We start from the raw sequence: 15,731 nt of genomic DNA, 5'->3' as shown, positions 1-15,731 counted from the left end.
AGAACGTTCCCCAAGGGTTCAATAAGCATGCTTAGTATACCGCGGATATGGGTGGGCAACGCATCATAGCGGAGTTGACAATCAGGTGGTGCCAGTCCCCTGCGGAGTCAGGATCCGGCCGGGCTCCACCCAAGCGCGGGGGCGATATGGCGGGCCACGTTGGCCAGGAGCTTGGCGTTGAATTCGACGCCGAGCTGGTTGGGGACGGTGAGCAGCAGGGTGTCCGCGGCCTGGACGGCCGTATCGGCAGCCAGCTCCTCTACCAACTGATCCGGTTCGCCCACATAACTCTTGCCGAACCTGGCGGTGAACCCGTCGATGGTTCCCACCTGGTCCCGGCTGTCGCGCAGGGCGCTGCCCGCAAAGAAACGGCTGTCCTCGTCGTCCGCGATGGGAAGGACGCTGCGGCTCACTGAAATCCGGGGCTCGTGCCGGTGGCCGGCAGCGGACCATGCGTCCCTGAACAGCCGGATCTGTTCCGCCTGCAGTTCGTGGAACGGGACGCCGGTGTCCTCGGTGAGCAGGGTTGAGCTCATCAGGTTCATGCCCAGTTCGGCAGCCCAGACGGCGGTCTTGCGCGTTCCGGCGCCCCACCAGATGCGTTCGGCTAGGCCGGGTGATTGGGGCTGGACCGGCAGGAGCCCGGTGGCACCGCCGGCATACCGCGGATCGGCCTCTGCCACGCCGGCGCCGCTGATCGCCTTGCGGAAGAGGGCAGTGTGCCGGCGGGCCATGTCGGCGTCGGTCTCGCCTGGTTCCGGTACGTAGCCGAAGGCTGCCGCGCCCTGGCGGGCCGGTTCGGGTGAACCGCGGCTGATGCCCAGCTGGAGCCTGCCGCCGCTGATCAGGTCCGTGGCCGCAGCCTCTTCGGCCATGTAGAGCGGGTTCTCGTACCGCATGTCGATCACACCGGTGCCGATCTCGATCCGGCTGGTGCTTGCCGCAATGGCGGACAGCAGGGGGAATGGGGAAGCCTGCTGGCGGGCAAAGTGGTGGACGCGGAAGAATGCGCCGTCCACGCCCAGCTCCTCCGCTGCCACCGCCAGTTCGATGCCCTGGAGCAGCGCCTCCCCGGCAGTCCTGGTGCGGGAGCCCTGGCCTGGGCCCCAGTGTCCGAATGACAAGAATCCGATGCGCTCCATACCTGCCCAACCTTGCGGAGCCTGGCCGCATTCCCGGCTGGCATGATGGCTCCGTGGGTACTCCTGATCAGACGTTGGCCATTGGCAAGATTGTCCTGCTGTTCGCCCTGGCGGCGGCTGCGGAAATCGGCGGGGCCTGGCTCGTGTGGCAGTCCGTGCGCGAAGGCAAGGACTGGTGGTGGGCCGGGCTGGGCGTCATTGCCCTGGGCGCCTACGGATTCGTTGCCACCCTCCAACCGGACGCCCACTTCGGCCGGATCCTTGCGGCCTACGGCGGGGTGTTCGTGGCAGGTTCCCTCGCCTGGGGCATGATCTTCGATGGTTTCCGGCCCGACCGCTGGGACATCACCGGTTCCCTCATCTGCCTGCTGGGCGTCGCCGTCATTATGTTCGCCCCGCGGAACGGCGGCTGAACAGCGCAGCGGCAGCCAAGCCGGGCGCCGGGAGGATAGGCTCGGGGCCAACAGGGAGGTTGGATGATGGACCAGGCGGATTACTGCATCATTGGCGGCGGAATCGTGGGGCTGGCCACCGCCTACCAGCTGCTCCGCAAGGAACCGGGAGCCTCCCTGGTCCTGCTGGAAGCAGCTGGGACACTCGGTTCCCACCAGACCGGGCACAACAGCGGCGTTATCCACTCCGGCATCTACTACGCCCCGGACAGCCTCAAGGCCCGCTTCAGCAAAGCCGGGGCGCAGCAGACCAAGGACTTCTGCCGGGAGCACGGGATCCGCTTTGCCGAACCCGGCAAACTGCTGGTGGCCACCAACCCGGTGGAACTTTCACGACTGGACCAGCTGGAGCAACGTGCCGGCATCCACGGCCTGGAGTGCGAGCGCATCACCGAGGCAGAACTCCTGCGCCGGGAGCCGAACGTTACTGGCCTCGGCGCCCTGTTCATCCCCAGCACGGGCATTGTGGACTATCGTGCCGTGGCACGGAGACTTGCGGAACTGGTGACCGCTGGCGGCGGACGGGTAGTGACCGGCGCCAAGGTCAACTCCATCACCGAGCATGCCGGCAGGGTTGATGTGGGCACCATCCGCGGACTGTACTCCTGCCGGCAGCTGGTAGCGTGCGCGGGCCTGCAGTCGGACCGCGTTGCGGAGTTGGCCGGCGTGGACATCGACGTCCAGATCATCCCGTTCCGCGGCGAATACTTCGAGCTGCCGGCGGCCAAGTCCGGCTACGTCCGGCACCTCATCTATCCGGTTCCGGACCCTGCCCTGCCTTTCCTGGGCGTGCACCTCAGCCCCACCGTGGCCGGAACCATCACCGTGGGTCCGAACGCCGTCCTGGGACTGGCACGCGAGGGGTATCCCAAGTTCTCGGTGGACGTTCGCGACGTGGCCCGGTATGTGCGCTTTCCCGGTCTGTGGAGGGTGGCCCGTGCGCATGCGGCAACGGCGGTCCGCGAGGCCCGCAACTCCCTGTTCAAGGGCAGCTACCTCAGGGAATGCCGGAAGTACGCGCCCGGGCTGACCGCTGCTGACCTGTTGCCGTACGAGGCCGGCATCCGAGCGCAGGCCGTACGCCGGGACGGCACACTGGTGCACGACTTCCTGCTGGCCGAGACGGACCGGATGATCCATGTCCTGAACGCCCCCTCCCCCGCCGCCACCGCAGCGCTGCCCATCGGCGAACACCTCGCTGACAAAGCCGTGCGCGCCCGCACTGCCTGAACAGTGCACCATGTGAACACCGCACCATCTGAACATCGCATCGTCTGGACACCGCACCGTCCGGACACCGCACCGTCCGGACACCGCACGGTCCGGACAGGTCAGCGCCACGGCCTGAACGGCCGAGCTGTACCGCCTAAACTGGCACCGTGACCAGCAGCCAGCAACCGCCCAAGGAGCCCGCACCGCCGTCGCGCGGGAAAATCGCCGAGCGGCTGCTGCCGGGCGGTGAAGAACCCGATCCGCGTTTCACCCTGGCCAACGAGCGCACGTTCCTCGCCTGGATCCGCACCTCATTGGCCCTGCTGGCAGGCGGCATCGCCATTGAGGCGTTCACCGCAGACCTGTTCCTGGAGCCGGTCCGCAAGGGCCTGGCCGTCGTGTTGCTGCTCCTCGGCATGCTGCTGAGCGCCGGCGCGGCAGTCCGGTGGCTTCGGGTGGAACGCAGCATGCGCAACAAGGCACCCCTGCCGCTGCCGCTCATTGTGCCCCTGCTGGCCGGGGCAGGCGCGCTGGCGGCCGCCGTCGTGCTTGTTTTCATCCTCTGGCGCTGACGCATGGCACGTTCCCGCTCCGCTGGCCCGCACGGGGATCCGGGCCTCCAGCCCGAACGGACCACCCTCGCATGGGGCCGCACCATGATGGCTCTGGTCACGGTCAGCGCGATCTTCCTGCGCTGGCTTCCGGTGCACGGGTTTCCCATCCTGCTGCTCTTCGGCGTTTCCTCGGCTGCCGCCCTGGCCATTTACCTCACCCAGCGCCGGCGCTACAGCACCAGCTCCCGGGGCATCTCCCGGGAGTATGTCGACGCCGACATCGCCTCGGTGCTTTGGACGGCTTTCGCGGGCGCGGCGCTGGGCGGCCTGGGCATCGGTGTAGTCCTCGCCGGGTAGCCTCCTCCCGGCCTAGAACATCGGCAGGACAAAACCGGCCAGCAGGGCCACAGCGCCGATGCCGGTCAGGACGCGGCCCAGCACGGAAGCCGTCCTGCCGGCCTCTTCCGGCGCCACGGTCTGCCACTGGGTGGGACGCTTCGGATGGTAGTAGATGGGCAGGGTGTCGCCCTCTGACAGGGGCTTGATGTCGTGGGGTGACATGGGCGCGTGGTGCACCTGCTGTTTCCCGTCCAGCCAGCGGAATCCCACGCCAGTGTTGTCCGAGTACACCACGGCGTCGGCCACTGCCCATGGATGGACGAAGCGGCGGAGGAACCCGGTGTAGAACAGCAGACCCAGCCCGGTGGGCAGGCACATCCAAGTCAGCATTTCCAGGATTGGACCTGCCATATCGAGCACAGTGGGCATGAACCTGATGGTACCGCGCAGGGGTGGTGGCTTCTGCACTGACTACGTACCCTGAGGGGACCAGACGGACCGGCACGGAGTAAGGGGAGATCATGAACGATCAGGATATTCTGGCGCGCATCCAGGACCTGGTGGAGGAGGAACATTCCCTGCGAGAGGCCGCCGGCGGCGGCCAGGTTCCGGACCAGGCCCGGCTGAAGCAGGTGGAGGAAAGCCTGGACCAGTGCTGGGACCTGCTGCGCCAACGCAGGGCCAAGTCCGAATCCGGAGAGAACCCGAACGAGGCTGAGGCCCGGCCCGTCAGCGAGGTGGAAGGCTACAAGCAGTAGCTCGATAAGCTGGGAATGTCCCGCCAGCGCCCTGCCTTGTGGCACCAGATTGGAGTTTTCCATGCGTCTTGCAGTCGCCCAGATCATCAGCAGCGCTGATCCGGCAGCCAACCTGGAGCTGATCCGGGACTACGCCACCCAGGCCAAGGCGGCGGGTGCGGAGCTGGTGGTCTTCCCGGAAGCGGCGATGCGGGCTTTCGGCCATTCCCTAAGGGGCATTGCCGAGCCGCTGGACGGGCCATGGGCGGAAAAGGTCCGCGGCATCGCCAGGGAACTGGACATCGCCATCGTGGCAGGGATGTTCACCCCGGGGAAGGACGGGCGGGTCCGCAACACCCTGCTGGTGACGGGTCCCGGCGTCGACACCTCCTATGACAAGGTGCACCTCTTCGATGCCTTCGGCTTCACCGAGTCGAAAACAGTGGACGCCGGGGAACGCCCTGTCACCTTCGAGGTCAATGGCACGGTTTTCGGCCTTGCCACCTGCTACGACGTCCGCTTCCCGGCCCTGTTCACGGCCAACGCGAAGGCCGGCGCACAGGTCAACATCGTGTGTGCGTCCTGGGGTGCCGGCGAAGGCAAGGCGGAGCAGTGGGACCTGCTGGTCCGTGCCCGGGCACTGGACAGCACCACGTTTGTTGTTGCCTGCGGCCAGGGCGACCCCGAGACCGTCGGCGCAGGACCTGCGGGCACCGCCCCCACCGGAATCGGCCACAGTGCGGTCATCTCGCCCCTGGGCTCCGCCCTGGTGGCGCTGGGCGGAAAACCGGAACTTGCCGTTGTGGACATCGAGCCATCCTCCGTTGACGAGGTCCGCACCAGGCTCCCGGTCCTGGTTAACGCCCGCCGGTTCTAGTCCTGCCGGGAGCCGGTGAGCTTCCGTTCACGGGCAGGAAACCTGGCGGGCAAGGCGGACGACGGCGGGTCCTCACCTGTCCCTCGCGGCGTCGCCTGCTTTTTGGGGCCAGGAGCAGCGGGAACTCTTCGGTCCAGGCACCGCTGATGGCGCCCGTTAACATCGCCGAAACATCTTCGACACGGGAACTTCACGCAGCGGCGGTTTGTGTAACGCCGCCGCAACTTTCCTGGGCGCTAACGGAAACACGGGCCACGAAAGATGAGTCCCCGGGGGAATTGCCGGGGCGTCGGACCGCCCCGGGAGGATCGTGTGCGAAGGGACTGCCGGTGGAGATTTCTGCCCAACACGTCTGGCTGATGATGTCGGCCGCGATGGTACTGCTCATGACCCCCGGACTGGGTCTTTTCTACGGCGGCATGACCCGCGCCAAGGCTGCCCTCAACATGATCATGATGAGCTTCATTTCCGCCGGCATCGTCGGAGTGGTGTGGGTCCTCTGGGGCTATTCCATGACCACCGGCGACGGTGTGCTGGGCATCTTCGGGAACCCGTTCACCAGCTTCGGACTGCAGAACCTGATGGGCTCGCCCGATCTGATCAAGGCGGGCTTCAGTTCCACGTTTGCCATCATCACCGTCGCGCTGATCAGCGGCGCCATCGCGGACCGGGCGAAGTTCGGCGCGTGGGCCCTGTTCGTGCCGGCGTGGGTCACCGTTGTCTACTGCCCGCTCGCCTACATGATCTGGGGCGGCGGCCTGCTGAGCGCGGGCGGGGCCCTCACCGCCATATTCGGCCAGGTCATCGACTTCGCCGGTGGCGCCGTGGTGGAGATCAGTTCCGGAACAGCGGCACTGGTTCTCGCCCTCATCGTCGGCCAGCGGCACGGCTTCGCCAAGGACCCGAACCACCGCCCGCACAACGTGCCCTTCATCATGCTGGGCGCGGCCATCCTGTGGTTCGGCTGGTTCGGTTTCAACGGCGGTGCCGCCACCACTGCCGAGCAGGCGGGGCTGGTCTGGGTGAACACCCTGGTCACTCCGGCAGCGGCGATGCTGAGCTGGCTGGTCACTGAAAAGATCCGGCACGGCCATCCCACTTCCCTGGGTGCGGCCTCCGGAGTGGTGGCCGGACTCGTGGCCATCACCCCGTCCTGCGCCAACATCAGCCCGGTGGCCGCAATCGGCCTGGGCCTGGTAGCCGGCGCTGCCTGCGCCGTCTTTGTCGACCTGAAGTACCGCTTTGGACTGGATGACTCCCTGGACGTGGTGGGGGTCCACCTGGGTGCCGGGCTCATCGGCACGCTGGCCCTCGGGTTCATTGCCCTTCCCGTGGACAGCCAGGGCGGCGGGCTCTTCTACGGCGGCGGCATGCAGCAGCTCATCGCCCAGACAGCAGCCGTGGTGGTCACCCTGCTGCTCTCCGGACTGGGCACCCTGGTTATCGGCCGGGCTATCAACAAGACCATCGGGTTCCGGGTCAGCCACGAAGCTGAGACTGCCGGTGTGGACCTGTCCGAGCACGCCGAGAGCGCCTACGCCTTTGGCGAGCTGGGAGCCGGCTTCAACCCGCTGCGGCCCGGTTCTTCCCAGCTTCCCGGCACAGCCACGGACTCCTTGGAGCGGCCCGCCAGGGAAGACTCATTCGCCTAGGTGTAACCAGCCAGCAGGCTGCAGCACCTCCCGGTTTCCCTGGCTTAGTCCGCCAGGATCTTGTACAGGGCACGGCGGGTCTCATCCAGCTTTTCGATGGCTGCGGCACGCTGCTCCTCGGTAACGCCGCTGCGGAACTGGTGGATGACGCCCATCAGCTTGCCGATGCTCTGGTGAAAGTCCCGGTCCGAGCTGTCGGGGCCGGCGTTCCACGCGTTTTCCATCTCCTCGGCGTGTTCTGCAACATAGGCCCTGCCGGCCTCGGTGAGGGAGAACTCGGTACCGCGGCCTTCGCTCAGCGCCTCGATCAGCCCCTCGTCGACCAGCTGCTGGAGCGTGGGGTAGATGGAACCGGGACTTGGCCGCCAGGCACCGTCGGTCCTTTCGGCGATGGTCTTGATCAGCCCGTAACCATTCGACGGTGATTCCGCCAGGAGCGAGAGGATGGCGGCACGCACGTCCCCACGGTTTGCCCGCCTTGCGCCGCGACCGAATCCGGGACCATAACCAGGCCCGAAGCCCGGACCAAACCCGGGTCCAAAGCCCGGACCGAATCCGCCGCCGCGATGCCCGTGGGGCCCCCTGCGGCCTCTTCCCCGCTGGAACCTGCTCCTGCCGAATTCGCGGTCCGGGAATTTTTCGTCATTCATGCCTTTCATGAGGCATCGTCCTTTCGGTACTTTCCTGTTACGCTGACCTCCTCAGCGATAGTTAACGATATGTCGTTAACTATCGCTTGGTCAAGGGACAAGTGTGACCAAATCCTGACCTGCCGGACTCTGGAAGACGCATCTGCAGCGGCGTAGTCTTTTCTCACCTCCAAGCTCGAGGGCTGAAAAATGGCGAAGAAACGGAAGCGCAGGCCCGGCGTCGGCACCGCTGTGGGACGACTTCTGGGGTTCCTGGCGGCGAGTGCAATGTGCGGGATCCTGGCTGCGAGTTTGGTTGTCCCGGCAGTGGCAGCCGCGGGAATTGGCGTCCGCAACTCCATCGGCTTCTTCGAAAGCCTGCCCGAGGAACTGACTGTGCAGCCGCCGTCGCAATCCACCAAGGTGCTCACCTCCGACGGCCAGCCGATCGCGACCTTCTATGCCGAAAACCGGGTGCGGATCCCCTTGGACCAGATGTCGCCGCACATCAAGGACGCCGTCATCGCCATCGAGGACAGCAGGTTCTACGATCACGCCGGCATCGACCCACAGGGCATTGTCCGCGCCGTGGTGGCGAACCTGACCAAGGGTGACCAGCAAGGTGCTTCGACCATCACCCAGCAGTACGTCACGAATGTCATCAACGAGGCCCGGCTGTCGCAGGACCGGCCCGACGAGGTGATCCTGAGCGGCCAGAAGGACATGGGCGACAAGCTGCGGGAGATGAAACTGGCCATAGCGCTGGAGAAAAAGTTCAGCAAGGAGCAGATCCTTGAGGGGTACCTGAACATCGTGTTCTTCAACAGCGACGCCTACGGTGTGGAGGCCGCCGCGCGCTACTTCTTTGGCACGACGGCCAAGGACCTCACCCTGCCCCAGGCGGCCCTGCTGGCGGGCCTGGTGAACAGCCCGACGTTCTACAATCCGGCGCTCAACCCGGACAATTCGCTGGCGCGCCGCAACCAGGTACTCGGCGAGATGCTCCGCCTCGGCAAGATCTCCCAGGCTGAGCACGACGACGCAGTTGCCACGCCGATCGAACTCAAGATCAGCCCGGAGCGGCAGGGCTGCGCCAACGCCACCATGGCCCCGTACTTCTGCGACTACATCTCGCACCTCATCCTGAACAACCCGGCGTTCGGGCAGAACGAGGTGGAACGCCAGCGCAAGCTGTACCGCGGCGGCCTGACCATCATCACCACCCTGGACAGCAGGCTGCAGGCCGCAGCCCAGGAACAGGTGGACGGCACGGCCGGACCCAACCCGGACCGGTGGGGTGCGGCTCTGGTGACCGTGCAGCCGGGAACCGGCAAGATCCTGGCGATGGCTCAAAACACAGTTTTCCTTGCGGAACCGGGCAAGTTCGATACCCACTTGAACTTCAATGTGGATGCCAAGGATCCCCAGGGAAACAACCTGAATGGTGCGGGCGGGTTCCAGACGGGGTCCACGATGAAGCCGTTCACGTTTGCCCAGTGGCTGAACGAGGGCAAGCCCCTGACCGCGGAAGTGGACGCGTCCCGCCGCGTTTACCCGCTGGGGTTCCCGTGGCGGTCGAGTTGCGGCAAGGTGTTGGGCGCCTACAGCACGGCCCAGAACAACCCTGAGCTGGGCGCAGCGGATGACCTGCAGAACGCCGAGGAGGGCTTCTACCGGAAGATGGCCATCAATTACGGCCTGTACAACTCCATCAACACCGCCACTTTCGCTTCAGCCACCCAGCTGGACTTCTGCGGCATCCAGAAGATGGTGGATGCCGTGGGCCTGCACAATGGCCTGGACGGGTCACCCATCAATATGCATCAGTTGGGCAACCTGCTGGGTGCCACGAACGTTGCTCCGCTGCATATGGCGAATGCTTTTGCCACCTTCGCCAACGACGGCCGCTACTGCAATCCGATCGCTCTGGTGGAGGTCACCGATGCTTCGGGCGGGAAGCTTCCGGTGCAGCCTGTGGAGTGCCGGGATGCGGTGAAGCCTGACGTGGCGCGGGGAGTGAACTCCGTGCTGCAGGACGTGCTGGTGAGGGGCTCCGGCTTCTGGATCAACCCCAAGGTCCATGACAAGGTGCCAACGGCTGCCAAGACCGGCACGTCCAACAACAACGGCGCCACCTGGATTGTTGGCTACACCACCGGACTGTCCACCGCGTCCTTCTTCGGGGACCCACTTGAGAGCCAGAAGCGCCCCGGCCAGAACGTCACCATCAACGGGACCCATTACCCCCGGCTGGACGGCTATATGATCGCCGGACCACAGTGGGCCAACTACATGGTGAAGGTGGCACCGCTGTACCCCACCGCACCCTTCCCTGGGCCTCCCCCGTCGATGATTGGACCCAACCCGACGCCCAAGCCGTAGCAGGGACACCACCGTCACCACCCTGCGCGGCGACTACCCTTGCCGATGCCCAAAGGCCTCCATAAACAAAGTCTTCCGGCACCCACTGACAATCCGGCCCAGCCACACCCCATGTGGAAAAGGCGATATGGGCACGCCATTCAACATGTGCTGCCAGCCCAAGCGCCCCCTCCCCTGCCACAATGAACGGCGTGAAGAGTCTCGAGACCGAACGGCTGATCCTCCGCGAGTGGAGGCCTGAGGACGCCGGCTTCGTGCTGGATCTTTACTCCCGCTGGGAGGTCCAGCAGTTCATCGGCAATCCACGACAGGTCATGGCAGACATGGCCCAGGCGCAGGCACGGATTCACGCGTGGCAGGCGATGGACCACCCCGTCCACGGGGTCTGGGCCGTTCAACTCAAGGACACCGGGCAGCTTGCCGGAACTCTGCTCCTGAAGTCCATCCCGGCGTCGGGCGGCTCCCTTCCCCTGCAGCCCTCCGGGGAGACCGAAATAGGCTGGCATTTCCACCCCGACTTCTGGGGCCACGGCTACGCGACCGAAGCCGCCCGCACGGTGCTCACCTACGCCTTCGATAACGGCCTTCCGAAAGTGGTGGCCGTGACAGCGCCGGCCAACACCGCCTCACAAAAGGTATGCATCCGGATCGGACTGAAACACAAGGGGCAGACGGGGCGCTACTACAACACGCTCTGCGAGCTTTACGAGCTGACCCCGGAAACCTGAGCCAGGCACGCATCGCAAGCCAAGCCCCCACAAGCAATAACCGACGACGGCGGGAAGCGCCGCCGTCGTACTAACGCCTTGCGGTATTGCCCCCCCTTAGCCAGGCCCCTTCCACAGCCGTTGCCACCACGAGCGAGGGGCTTCAGGCTCCGGCGGAGCCTCAACGGTCCGGGAAACCCGGCGCTGCCGCCAGTGCCCCACTTCTTCCTCGATATCGCGAAGTTTGGTGATGACCGGCGGCCCGCCCTGAAGCTGCCGCCGCGCATCGATGACACGGCGGTTGAAATCCTGAAGGACGTCGCGGACCTGCTGTTCCGTGTACTGTGCGTCGAGCTTGGCGTCCAGTTCCGCATCCTCGACGCGCAGGAGAATGGCGGGCGGGCCAAGCCCGCTGATGTTCTCACGCTGGAGCAGGCCTTTGACCCACCAGTCGGGATCATACGACTCACCCAGGCCAGGGATCGGCTTGCCGGCGTACTTGAGGTTGTCGAACTTGCCCTGCGCCATGGCGTCCCGGACCAGGTAGTCCGCCCTGGCGGCGTCGCCCACCTTGCGCCTCTTCTCCCGTTCCTTCGCATCGAGGGCGTCGAGGGCAGCTTCCTCTTCGGCGCTGATGCCCGCTCCCCGGTAGGACCGCACCTCGGCGGCGCGCTCCAGCCGCTTCCGGAAATCCTCCCGCCCGCTGCTCATTCCTGCCACCGCCTAACGTCCGTCCAGCGCCCTTCCCCAAGTATTTCGAAGCCCTCTGGAAGGTTCAACGGCTTCAAGGCAATACAGTGGGGAAACGCTTCCCGCGAAAGGTTCCGGGTCACCAGCCGCTACATGGATCTGGAAGGGAAGCCGGCAATTCCGGTGTCCGGTGAACTGCACTCCACCAGGGTGCCGCGCACGAGGTGGCAGGAGGGGGCCGAGCGCCCTGCCGCGTAACCGCGGCACCGCCTAAGCTGGCACAAAAGCGGACATCGAAGAGGAGACGCCCATGGATGCCAGCGGGCAGGCGGAACGTTCGGAGACCTTCAGCTGGACGGATCCGAGGGTAGGGCTGGAGCACCTGCCCAAGATGTCCGGACTGGAGTTCCTCTCGGGAATGCGGGACGGAAGCATCCCGCGTCCGCCCATGGCCTCGCTGATGAACCTTCGCCTGGTGGCGGTGGAGCACGGACGGGTGGAGTTTGAATGCCGCCCTGGGGAGGCGCACTACAACCCGCTGGGTGTTGTGCATGGCGGACTGGCCTGCACGCTCCTGGACACCGTGGTGGGGTGCGCGGCGCACAGCACGCTCGCGGCGGGGTTCGGCTACACGTCCATCGACCTGTCGGTCAGCTACCTCCGGCCGATCACCCTTCACCACGGGGTGCTGCGGGCGGAGGGCACGGTGGTGAAGTTGGGGTCCCGGGTGGTGTTTTCGGAGGGCCGCGTTCTTGGGCCGGACAGCGAACTCCTGGCCACCGCCACCAGTTCCTTGCTGGTTTTTGCCGCGGCACCAAAGCAGGCCCCACCAAAGGCGTAGCGTACGACGGCGGGACGTCCCGCCGTCGTACGCTTCTGTTGGTCAGGCGTTGGCGTGCTCGGCGAGGATGCCGTCGATCTGGCCGACAGCCTCCTTCAGGCCTTCCTCCATGCCCATCGCCACCATCTGCTCCAGCTGCTCTTCAGACTCGAACGTGGACTGGATGGTCATGCGGGTCCGCTCCCCCAGGGGTTCCAGGGTCACCGCAGCATGGGTGATGCCCATGTCACCGGTGGGGTTGCCCTCGCTGTCCGCGAAGCCGTCGTTGAATTCGAGCTGGCGCGGTGCCTGGATGCTGGTGAATTGCCACCAGCCGTGGGCCTTCTCCCCGTCCGGGCCGGTCATGTAGTAGTTGGCCTTGCCGCCCGGTACGAACTCATGCTTGTGGAAAGTTGCCGGCCAGGTGGGCGGACCCCACCAGCGCTCCAGCTGTCGCGGGTCCTCGAAGAGCTGCCAGACGCGGTCCACGCCGGCCTCGAACTCTGCAACGAGGGTAAGGCTCAGTGCCTCGGGGTTCTTGTCCATACTGATGACTGTCATGGCTATGCCTTCCTAACCTTCAGCGAGAATGTCGGCCATCCGAGCGGCACGCTGCCGCCAGATTTGTTCATATCCATCGAGCAGCCGCCGGGCTTTCTGCAGGCCTTCATGATTACCCCGCACAATCTGCTCCCTTCCGCGCTTTTCCTTGGTGACCAGGGATGCACGCTCCAACACCGCCACATGCTTCTGGACTGCGGCGAAACTCATGGCGTAGAGGCCTGCCAGGCCTGACACTGAATACTCGCCGACCGTCACCCGCCGCACGATGTCGCGGCGGGTGGAATCGGCGAACGCCTGGAAGAGGCGGTCCAGTTCGGCCTCACGGAGCTCATCTACAACCATTTGGTTGTACGATATTCCGGCCTCCGGACGGAGTCAATGGGTTCCCGCCCCCTCTTTGCGGCTCCCCCGAAATTGCTGGGAGGACCGGTAGGTTGAATCCCATGAGCATCTTCCTCGCCGGTGCCGGGCCGGACCACATAGCCTTTCCCGGCGCGTTTGACCGCTTCGCTGAAGAGGTCTCGCAGAAAGCTGGCCCGAATGCCTTCCCCAAAATCGCCGTGGTGGTGCATGACCAGGGCGGGAACCCGGCGGGCCGGCTGCCGCAATACGTGGAGCCGCTCCGCGCCCGGATGGCCGTCGAACCCGTACCGGTGCTCCTTGGCCTGGACGGTGCCGCTGACCCGTCGCTGTTCGAGGGCGTGGACGCAGTTGTGGTGGGTGGTGGGCTGACTCCTGCCTACCTGGAGGGCCTCGCTCCGGCGCTGGACGCGATTACCGGCCTCGTGGCCGGCGGTGCTTCCTACCTCGGCTTTTCGGCCGGGTCAATGGTGGCGCCAGGACGGGCTTTAATCGGCGGTTTCCGGGTGGACGGCACGGAAGTGTGCGGCGAAGAGTGCTCGGAGGGGCTGGACGCCGTGGACATCCGGGACGGCTTGAACCTGACCCCTTTTTCCGTGGATGTCCATGCGGCGCAGGCCGGAACACTGGGCCGGGCGGTTGGTGCCGTGGCGGCAGGGCTGGTGGCAAGGGCGGTAGCCATTGACGAAGACACTGCCCTCATCCTTGCCACAAGAGACTCAGAGGACTTCGAAGTAATCGGAAGCGGCAACTGCTGGGATATCCGGGGACGTGCTTCCGGTGCACCGGACGCGGCCGGAGGATCCGCCATTGTCTCCCTCCTCCGCGCGGGTTGACCGGGGGGTTGCTGCTACCCGTCGAAGTGGGTCTGGATGCGGTCGCCGGACAGCTGTTCGATCAGCTCAGTGGCAACATCACGCAGCTTGCGGTTGCGGTTGCTGGAGACCTTGGTGAGGATTTCCATCGCTTCGGACTGGGAGCAGCGGTTTTGCGCCATGATCACGCCGCAGGCCAAATTAATGGCGGTCCTGCTTTGCAAGGCTGCTTCCAGGTCCTCCGCCCGGTTCTGGGCCGCGTTGATCCGGACGGAGAGACGCAGCGTGTTGTGCGCGGCAGCGGCGAATCCCAGGGCCTTCTCATAGACGTCGGGCGTGAAAGCCCGCGGTTTGGTGGCAAAGAAGTTAAGGGCAGCGAGGGCATCGCCGCTGATTTCAAGTGGCACGCCCAGGCTGCTGTGCACGTTGGCCGCGGCAAGCGCCTCGTTGTATGCCGGCCAGCGCGGGTCCCTGGAAACGTCGTCGATCATCACTGCCGTCATTTCCCGCAGGGCGAGGATACAGGGGCCGTCACCCAAGGCTTGCTCCACGTGGTCGAGCTCCACGGCGCGCGGGCTGCTCCCGGCCGCCGTGGCGGGCCTGCGCCGCAACTTGAGCGTGACCGCGCATTCCACTTGGTCGCCGGCGGCTTCGGAAATGGCGGCTGCGGCCAGGCCAGAGAGTCCAGAGAGGAATTCCACCGCGTTCTCCGCGCCCACCAGGATTTCCTGCAGTTGCTGTACAGACTCGTGATCGGCAGAACTCAACATGGGGCCATCTTACTGTCCACGGGAAACCGGCGCGGCCCTCAGCGGGCAAAAAGGGCCCCCTTCCGTGGCGGTCCGGAATGGCAGGCGGCTCCGGTGGGAGTTTAGGGGGCAGCACTCACAGCTCCCCCTGTCCGCACGTGATGAGATTCACTTGCAATAAACGGCCATTTTGTTGAGAGCGCCCTTTCGGTTTCGGCACCATGGAAGGGCAGGGCAGGATCACCTCCCGCCCTATCCATCCTGGTGACGCAATGAGGCACACCGGCATGCCCCACGGGCGGCCGGCGCCTCAGGGCGCAGACAGGCCGACCTTCGGCTTCACTGGCCGGACTAATGCAAGGAAGTGCTGAACAATGACGTTTGAAGCTGCCGAATCCGTGACCCTGAAAATCTGGGACCGCTCTGCCGTGCACCACACTCTGGACACGCTCGTTGAGGACCTCTCCGTCCGTCACAATACCGACAAGGGCAGCATCGCCGTGACCTGCAGCGGCCCCAACACCTTTACCCTCACCCTGGCTCCCGCCGTTCTGTAACAGCCAGCCAGCACCAGGCAGTGCCCTGGTGTCCTTGCTCACATCGCTCCGGTTCCGGTTGCCAATCAACCCCGCTGCCGTGCACACTAAATCCTGGGAATGCGCTTTCCCGAACTGCTTGTCCTCACCGACGAGGACACGGCCAGACACGTTTCGGCCGCCAGACCGCAAGAAATGGAAGTTGAATAATGACGTTCGATGCCACTGACTCCGTAACCCTGAAGATCTGGGACAAAGCCACCCTCCACCACACGCTGGAATCCGCAATCAGCGATCTCTCGGCACGCCACAACACCACCACCTGCCGGGTCGCGGTTACGTGTAGCGGCCCCAACACCTTCACGCTGAGCCTGCGCGGCGAGGACCGCGCCCTGGTGGGCGCCTAAGCGGTAACCCGCCATAAACGGAAGCGGGGGGCCGCCGGGCCGCCCCCCCCCGGCCCCGGGCGGCAAGAAGCCGGGGCCCCCCCCCACAGACCCGGGTGGCCCCCCCC

20 protein-coding genes are annotated in these 15,731 nt (G+C 65.5%); 13 read left to right on the top strand and 7 right to left on the bottom strand.

Annotation, left to right across the window (positions count from 1 at the left end; genetic code table 11):
• Positions 1–107: 107 nt before the first annotated feature.
• Positions 108–1,142 carry an LLM class flavin-dependent oxidoreductase gene (locus tag AC5RUU_RS18815; RefSeq protein ID WP_493976724.1) on the bottom strand — a complete coding sequence of 345 codons (1,035 nt, stop codon included), beginning with the start codon at positions 1,140–1,142 and terminating at the stop codon, positions 108–110.
• Between the two features lie 74 nt (positions 1,143–1,216).
• On the opposite strand from AC5RUU_RS18815, the gene AC5RUU_RS18810 reads away from it, so the two are divergent.
• The 4 genes from AC5RUU_RS18810 to AC5RUU_RS18795 all read left to right on the top strand — a co-directional run bounded on the left by AC5RUU_RS18810 (position 1,217) and on the right by AC5RUU_RS18795 (position 3,717).
• The gene (locus AC5RUU_RS18810; RefSeq protein ID WP_493976774.1) at positions 1,217–1,555 is read left to right on the top strand and encodes a YnfA family protein; all 339 of its coding nucleotides are present in this window, start codon (positions 1,217–1,219) and stop codon (positions 1,553–1,555) included.
• Between the two features lie 66 nt (positions 1,556–1,621).
• A complete protein-coding gene (gene lhgO / locus AC5RUU_RS18805; RefSeq protein ID WP_493976773.1) occupies positions 1,622–2,824 on the top strand; it encodes an L-2-hydroxyglutarate oxidase in 1,203 nt (400 codons plus the stop codon).
• Between the two features lie 149 nt (positions 2,825–2,973).
• Positions 2,974–3,378: a YidH family protein gene (locus tag AC5RUU_RS18800; protein WP_493976723.1), complete on the top strand. Its 405-nt coding sequence runs from the start codon at positions 2,974–2,976 to the stop codon at positions 3,376–3,378.
• A gap of 3 nt (positions 3,379–3,381) precedes the next feature.
• Positions 3,382–3,717, top strand: a complete 336-nt coding sequence (locus AC5RUU_RS18795; RefSeq protein WP_493976722.1) for a DUF202 domain-containing protein — start codon at positions 3,382–3,384, stop codon at positions 3,715–3,717.
• A 12-nt stretch (positions 3,718–3,729) separates the two neighbouring features.
• Here the strand turns inward: AC5RUU_RS18795 and AC5RUU_RS18790 are convergent, their stop codons facing one another.
• Positions 3,730–4,128, bottom strand: a complete 399-nt coding sequence (locus tag AC5RUU_RS18790) for a hypothetical protein (protein WP_493976721.1) — start codon at positions 4,126–4,128, stop codon at positions 3,730–3,732.
• Positions 4,129–4,220: 92 nt separating this feature from the next.
• Between AC5RUU_RS18790 and AC5RUU_RS18785 the strand changes: the two genes are divergently transcribed.
• From AC5RUU_RS18785 to AC5RUU_RS18775, 3 genes are all read left to right on the top strand, one after another.
• Positions 4,221–4,457, top strand: coding sequence for a DUF2630 family protein (locus AC5RUU_RS18785; RefSeq protein ID WP_493976720.1), 237 nt, complete (start codon positions 4,221–4,223; stop codon positions 4,455–4,457).
• A 61-nt stretch (positions 4,458–4,518) separates the two neighbouring features.
• On the top strand, positions 4,519–5,313 hold the full coding sequence (locus AC5RUU_RS18780; RefSeq protein WP_493976719.1) for a carbon-nitrogen hydrolase family protein: 795 nt from the start codon (positions 4,519–4,521) through the stop codon (positions 5,311–5,313).
• Between the two features lie 329 nt (positions 5,314–5,642).
• Positions 5,643–6,965 (top strand): ammonium transporter, encoded by a 1,323-nt coding sequence (locus tag AC5RUU_RS18775; protein WP_493976718.1) that lies wholly within the window; start codon positions 5,643–5,645, stop codon positions 6,963–6,965.
• Between the two features lie 44 nt (positions 6,966–7,009).
• On the opposite strand, the gene AC5RUU_RS18770 is transcribed toward AC5RUU_RS18775, so the two are convergent.
• Positions 7,010–7,624 carry a PadR family transcriptional regulator gene (locus tag AC5RUU_RS18770; RefSeq protein WP_493976717.1) on the bottom strand — a complete coding sequence of 205 codons (615 nt, stop codon included), beginning with the start codon at positions 7,622–7,624 and terminating at the stop codon, positions 7,010–7,012.
• A 180-nt stretch (positions 7,625–7,804) separates the two neighbouring features.
• Here AC5RUU_RS18770 and AC5RUU_RS18765 point away from each other — a divergent pair, with 180 nt between their 5' ends.
• Both AC5RUU_RS18765 and AC5RUU_RS18760 read left to right on the top strand, forming a co-directional pair.
• Positions 7,805–9,976, top strand: a complete 2,172-nt coding sequence (locus AC5RUU_RS18765; protein ID WP_493976716.1) for a transglycosylase domain-containing protein — start codon at positions 7,805–7,807, stop codon at positions 9,974–9,976.
• A gap of 182 nt (positions 9,977–10,158) precedes the next feature.
• Positions 10,159–10,704, top strand: coding sequence for a GNAT family N-acetyltransferase (locus AC5RUU_RS18760; protein ID WP_493976715.1), 546 nt, complete (start codon positions 10,159–10,161; stop codon positions 10,702–10,704).
• A 96-nt stretch (positions 10,705–10,800) separates the two neighbouring features.
• Here the strand turns inward: AC5RUU_RS18760 and AC5RUU_RS18755 are convergent, their stop codons facing one another.
• Positions 10,801–11,394: a DnaJ family domain-containing protein gene (locus tag AC5RUU_RS18755; protein WP_493976714.1), complete on the bottom strand. Its 594-nt coding sequence runs from the start codon at positions 11,392–11,394 to the stop codon at positions 10,801–10,803.
• A 289-nt stretch (positions 11,395–11,683) separates the two neighbouring features.
• Between AC5RUU_RS18755 and AC5RUU_RS18750 the strand changes: the two genes are divergently transcribed.
• Positions 11,684–12,214 carry a PaaI family thioesterase gene (locus tag AC5RUU_RS18750; RefSeq protein WP_493976713.1) on the top strand — a complete coding sequence of 177 codons (531 nt, stop codon included), beginning with the start codon at positions 11,684–11,686 and terminating at the stop codon, positions 12,212–12,214.
• Positions 12,215–12,256: 42 nt separating this feature from the next.
• Here the strand turns inward: AC5RUU_RS18750 and AC5RUU_RS18745 are convergent, their stop codons facing one another.
• Positions 12,257–12,754, bottom strand: a complete 498-nt coding sequence (locus tag AC5RUU_RS18745) for an SRPBCC family protein (protein ID WP_493976712.1) — start codon at positions 12,752–12,754, stop codon at positions 12,257–12,259.
• A gap of 12 nt (positions 12,755–12,766) precedes the next feature.
• Complete coding sequence (locus AC5RUU_RS18740) at positions 12,767–13,099, bottom strand: ArsR/SmtB family transcription factor (RefSeq protein ID WP_493976711.1); 333 nt, start codon at positions 13,097–13,099, stop codon at positions 12,767–12,769.
• Positions 13,100–13,200: 101 nt separating this feature from the next.
• Between AC5RUU_RS18740 and AC5RUU_RS18735 the strand changes: the two genes are divergently transcribed.
• Complete coding sequence (locus AC5RUU_RS18735) at positions 13,201–13,953, top strand: type 1 glutamine amidotransferase family protein (RefSeq protein ID WP_493976710.1); 753 nt, start codon at positions 13,201–13,203, stop codon at positions 13,951–13,953.
• A gap of 14 nt (positions 13,954–13,967) precedes the next feature.
• Here the strand turns inward: AC5RUU_RS18735 and AC5RUU_RS18730 are convergent, their stop codons facing one another.
• On the bottom strand, positions 13,968–14,702 hold the full coding sequence (locus AC5RUU_RS18730) for an ANTAR domain-containing protein (RefSeq protein WP_493976709.1): 735 nt from the start codon (positions 14,700–14,702) through the stop codon (positions 13,968–13,970).
• A 353-nt stretch (positions 14,703–15,055) separates the two neighbouring features.
• Here AC5RUU_RS18730 and AC5RUU_RS18725 point away from each other — a divergent pair, with 353 nt between their 5' ends.
• Entirely contained in the window at positions 15,056–15,238 is a 183-nt protein-coding gene (locus AC5RUU_RS18725) for a hypothetical protein (protein ID WP_493976708.1), read from the top strand.
• Between the two features lie 188 nt (positions 15,239–15,426).
• Positions 15,427–15,624 carry a hypothetical protein gene (locus tag AC5RUU_RS18720; protein WP_493976707.1) on the top strand — a complete coding sequence of 66 codons (198 nt, stop codon included), beginning with the start codon at positions 15,427–15,429 and terminating at the stop codon, positions 15,622–15,624.
• Positions 15,625–15,731 lie beyond the last annotated feature (107 nt).

The sequence above is a fragment of the Arthrobacter sp. K4-10C genome (assembly GCF_059090085.1).
The sequence above is the reverse complement of the archived record's forward strand: the minus strand, read 5'-3'. Positions and strand labels throughout refer to the sequence as shown.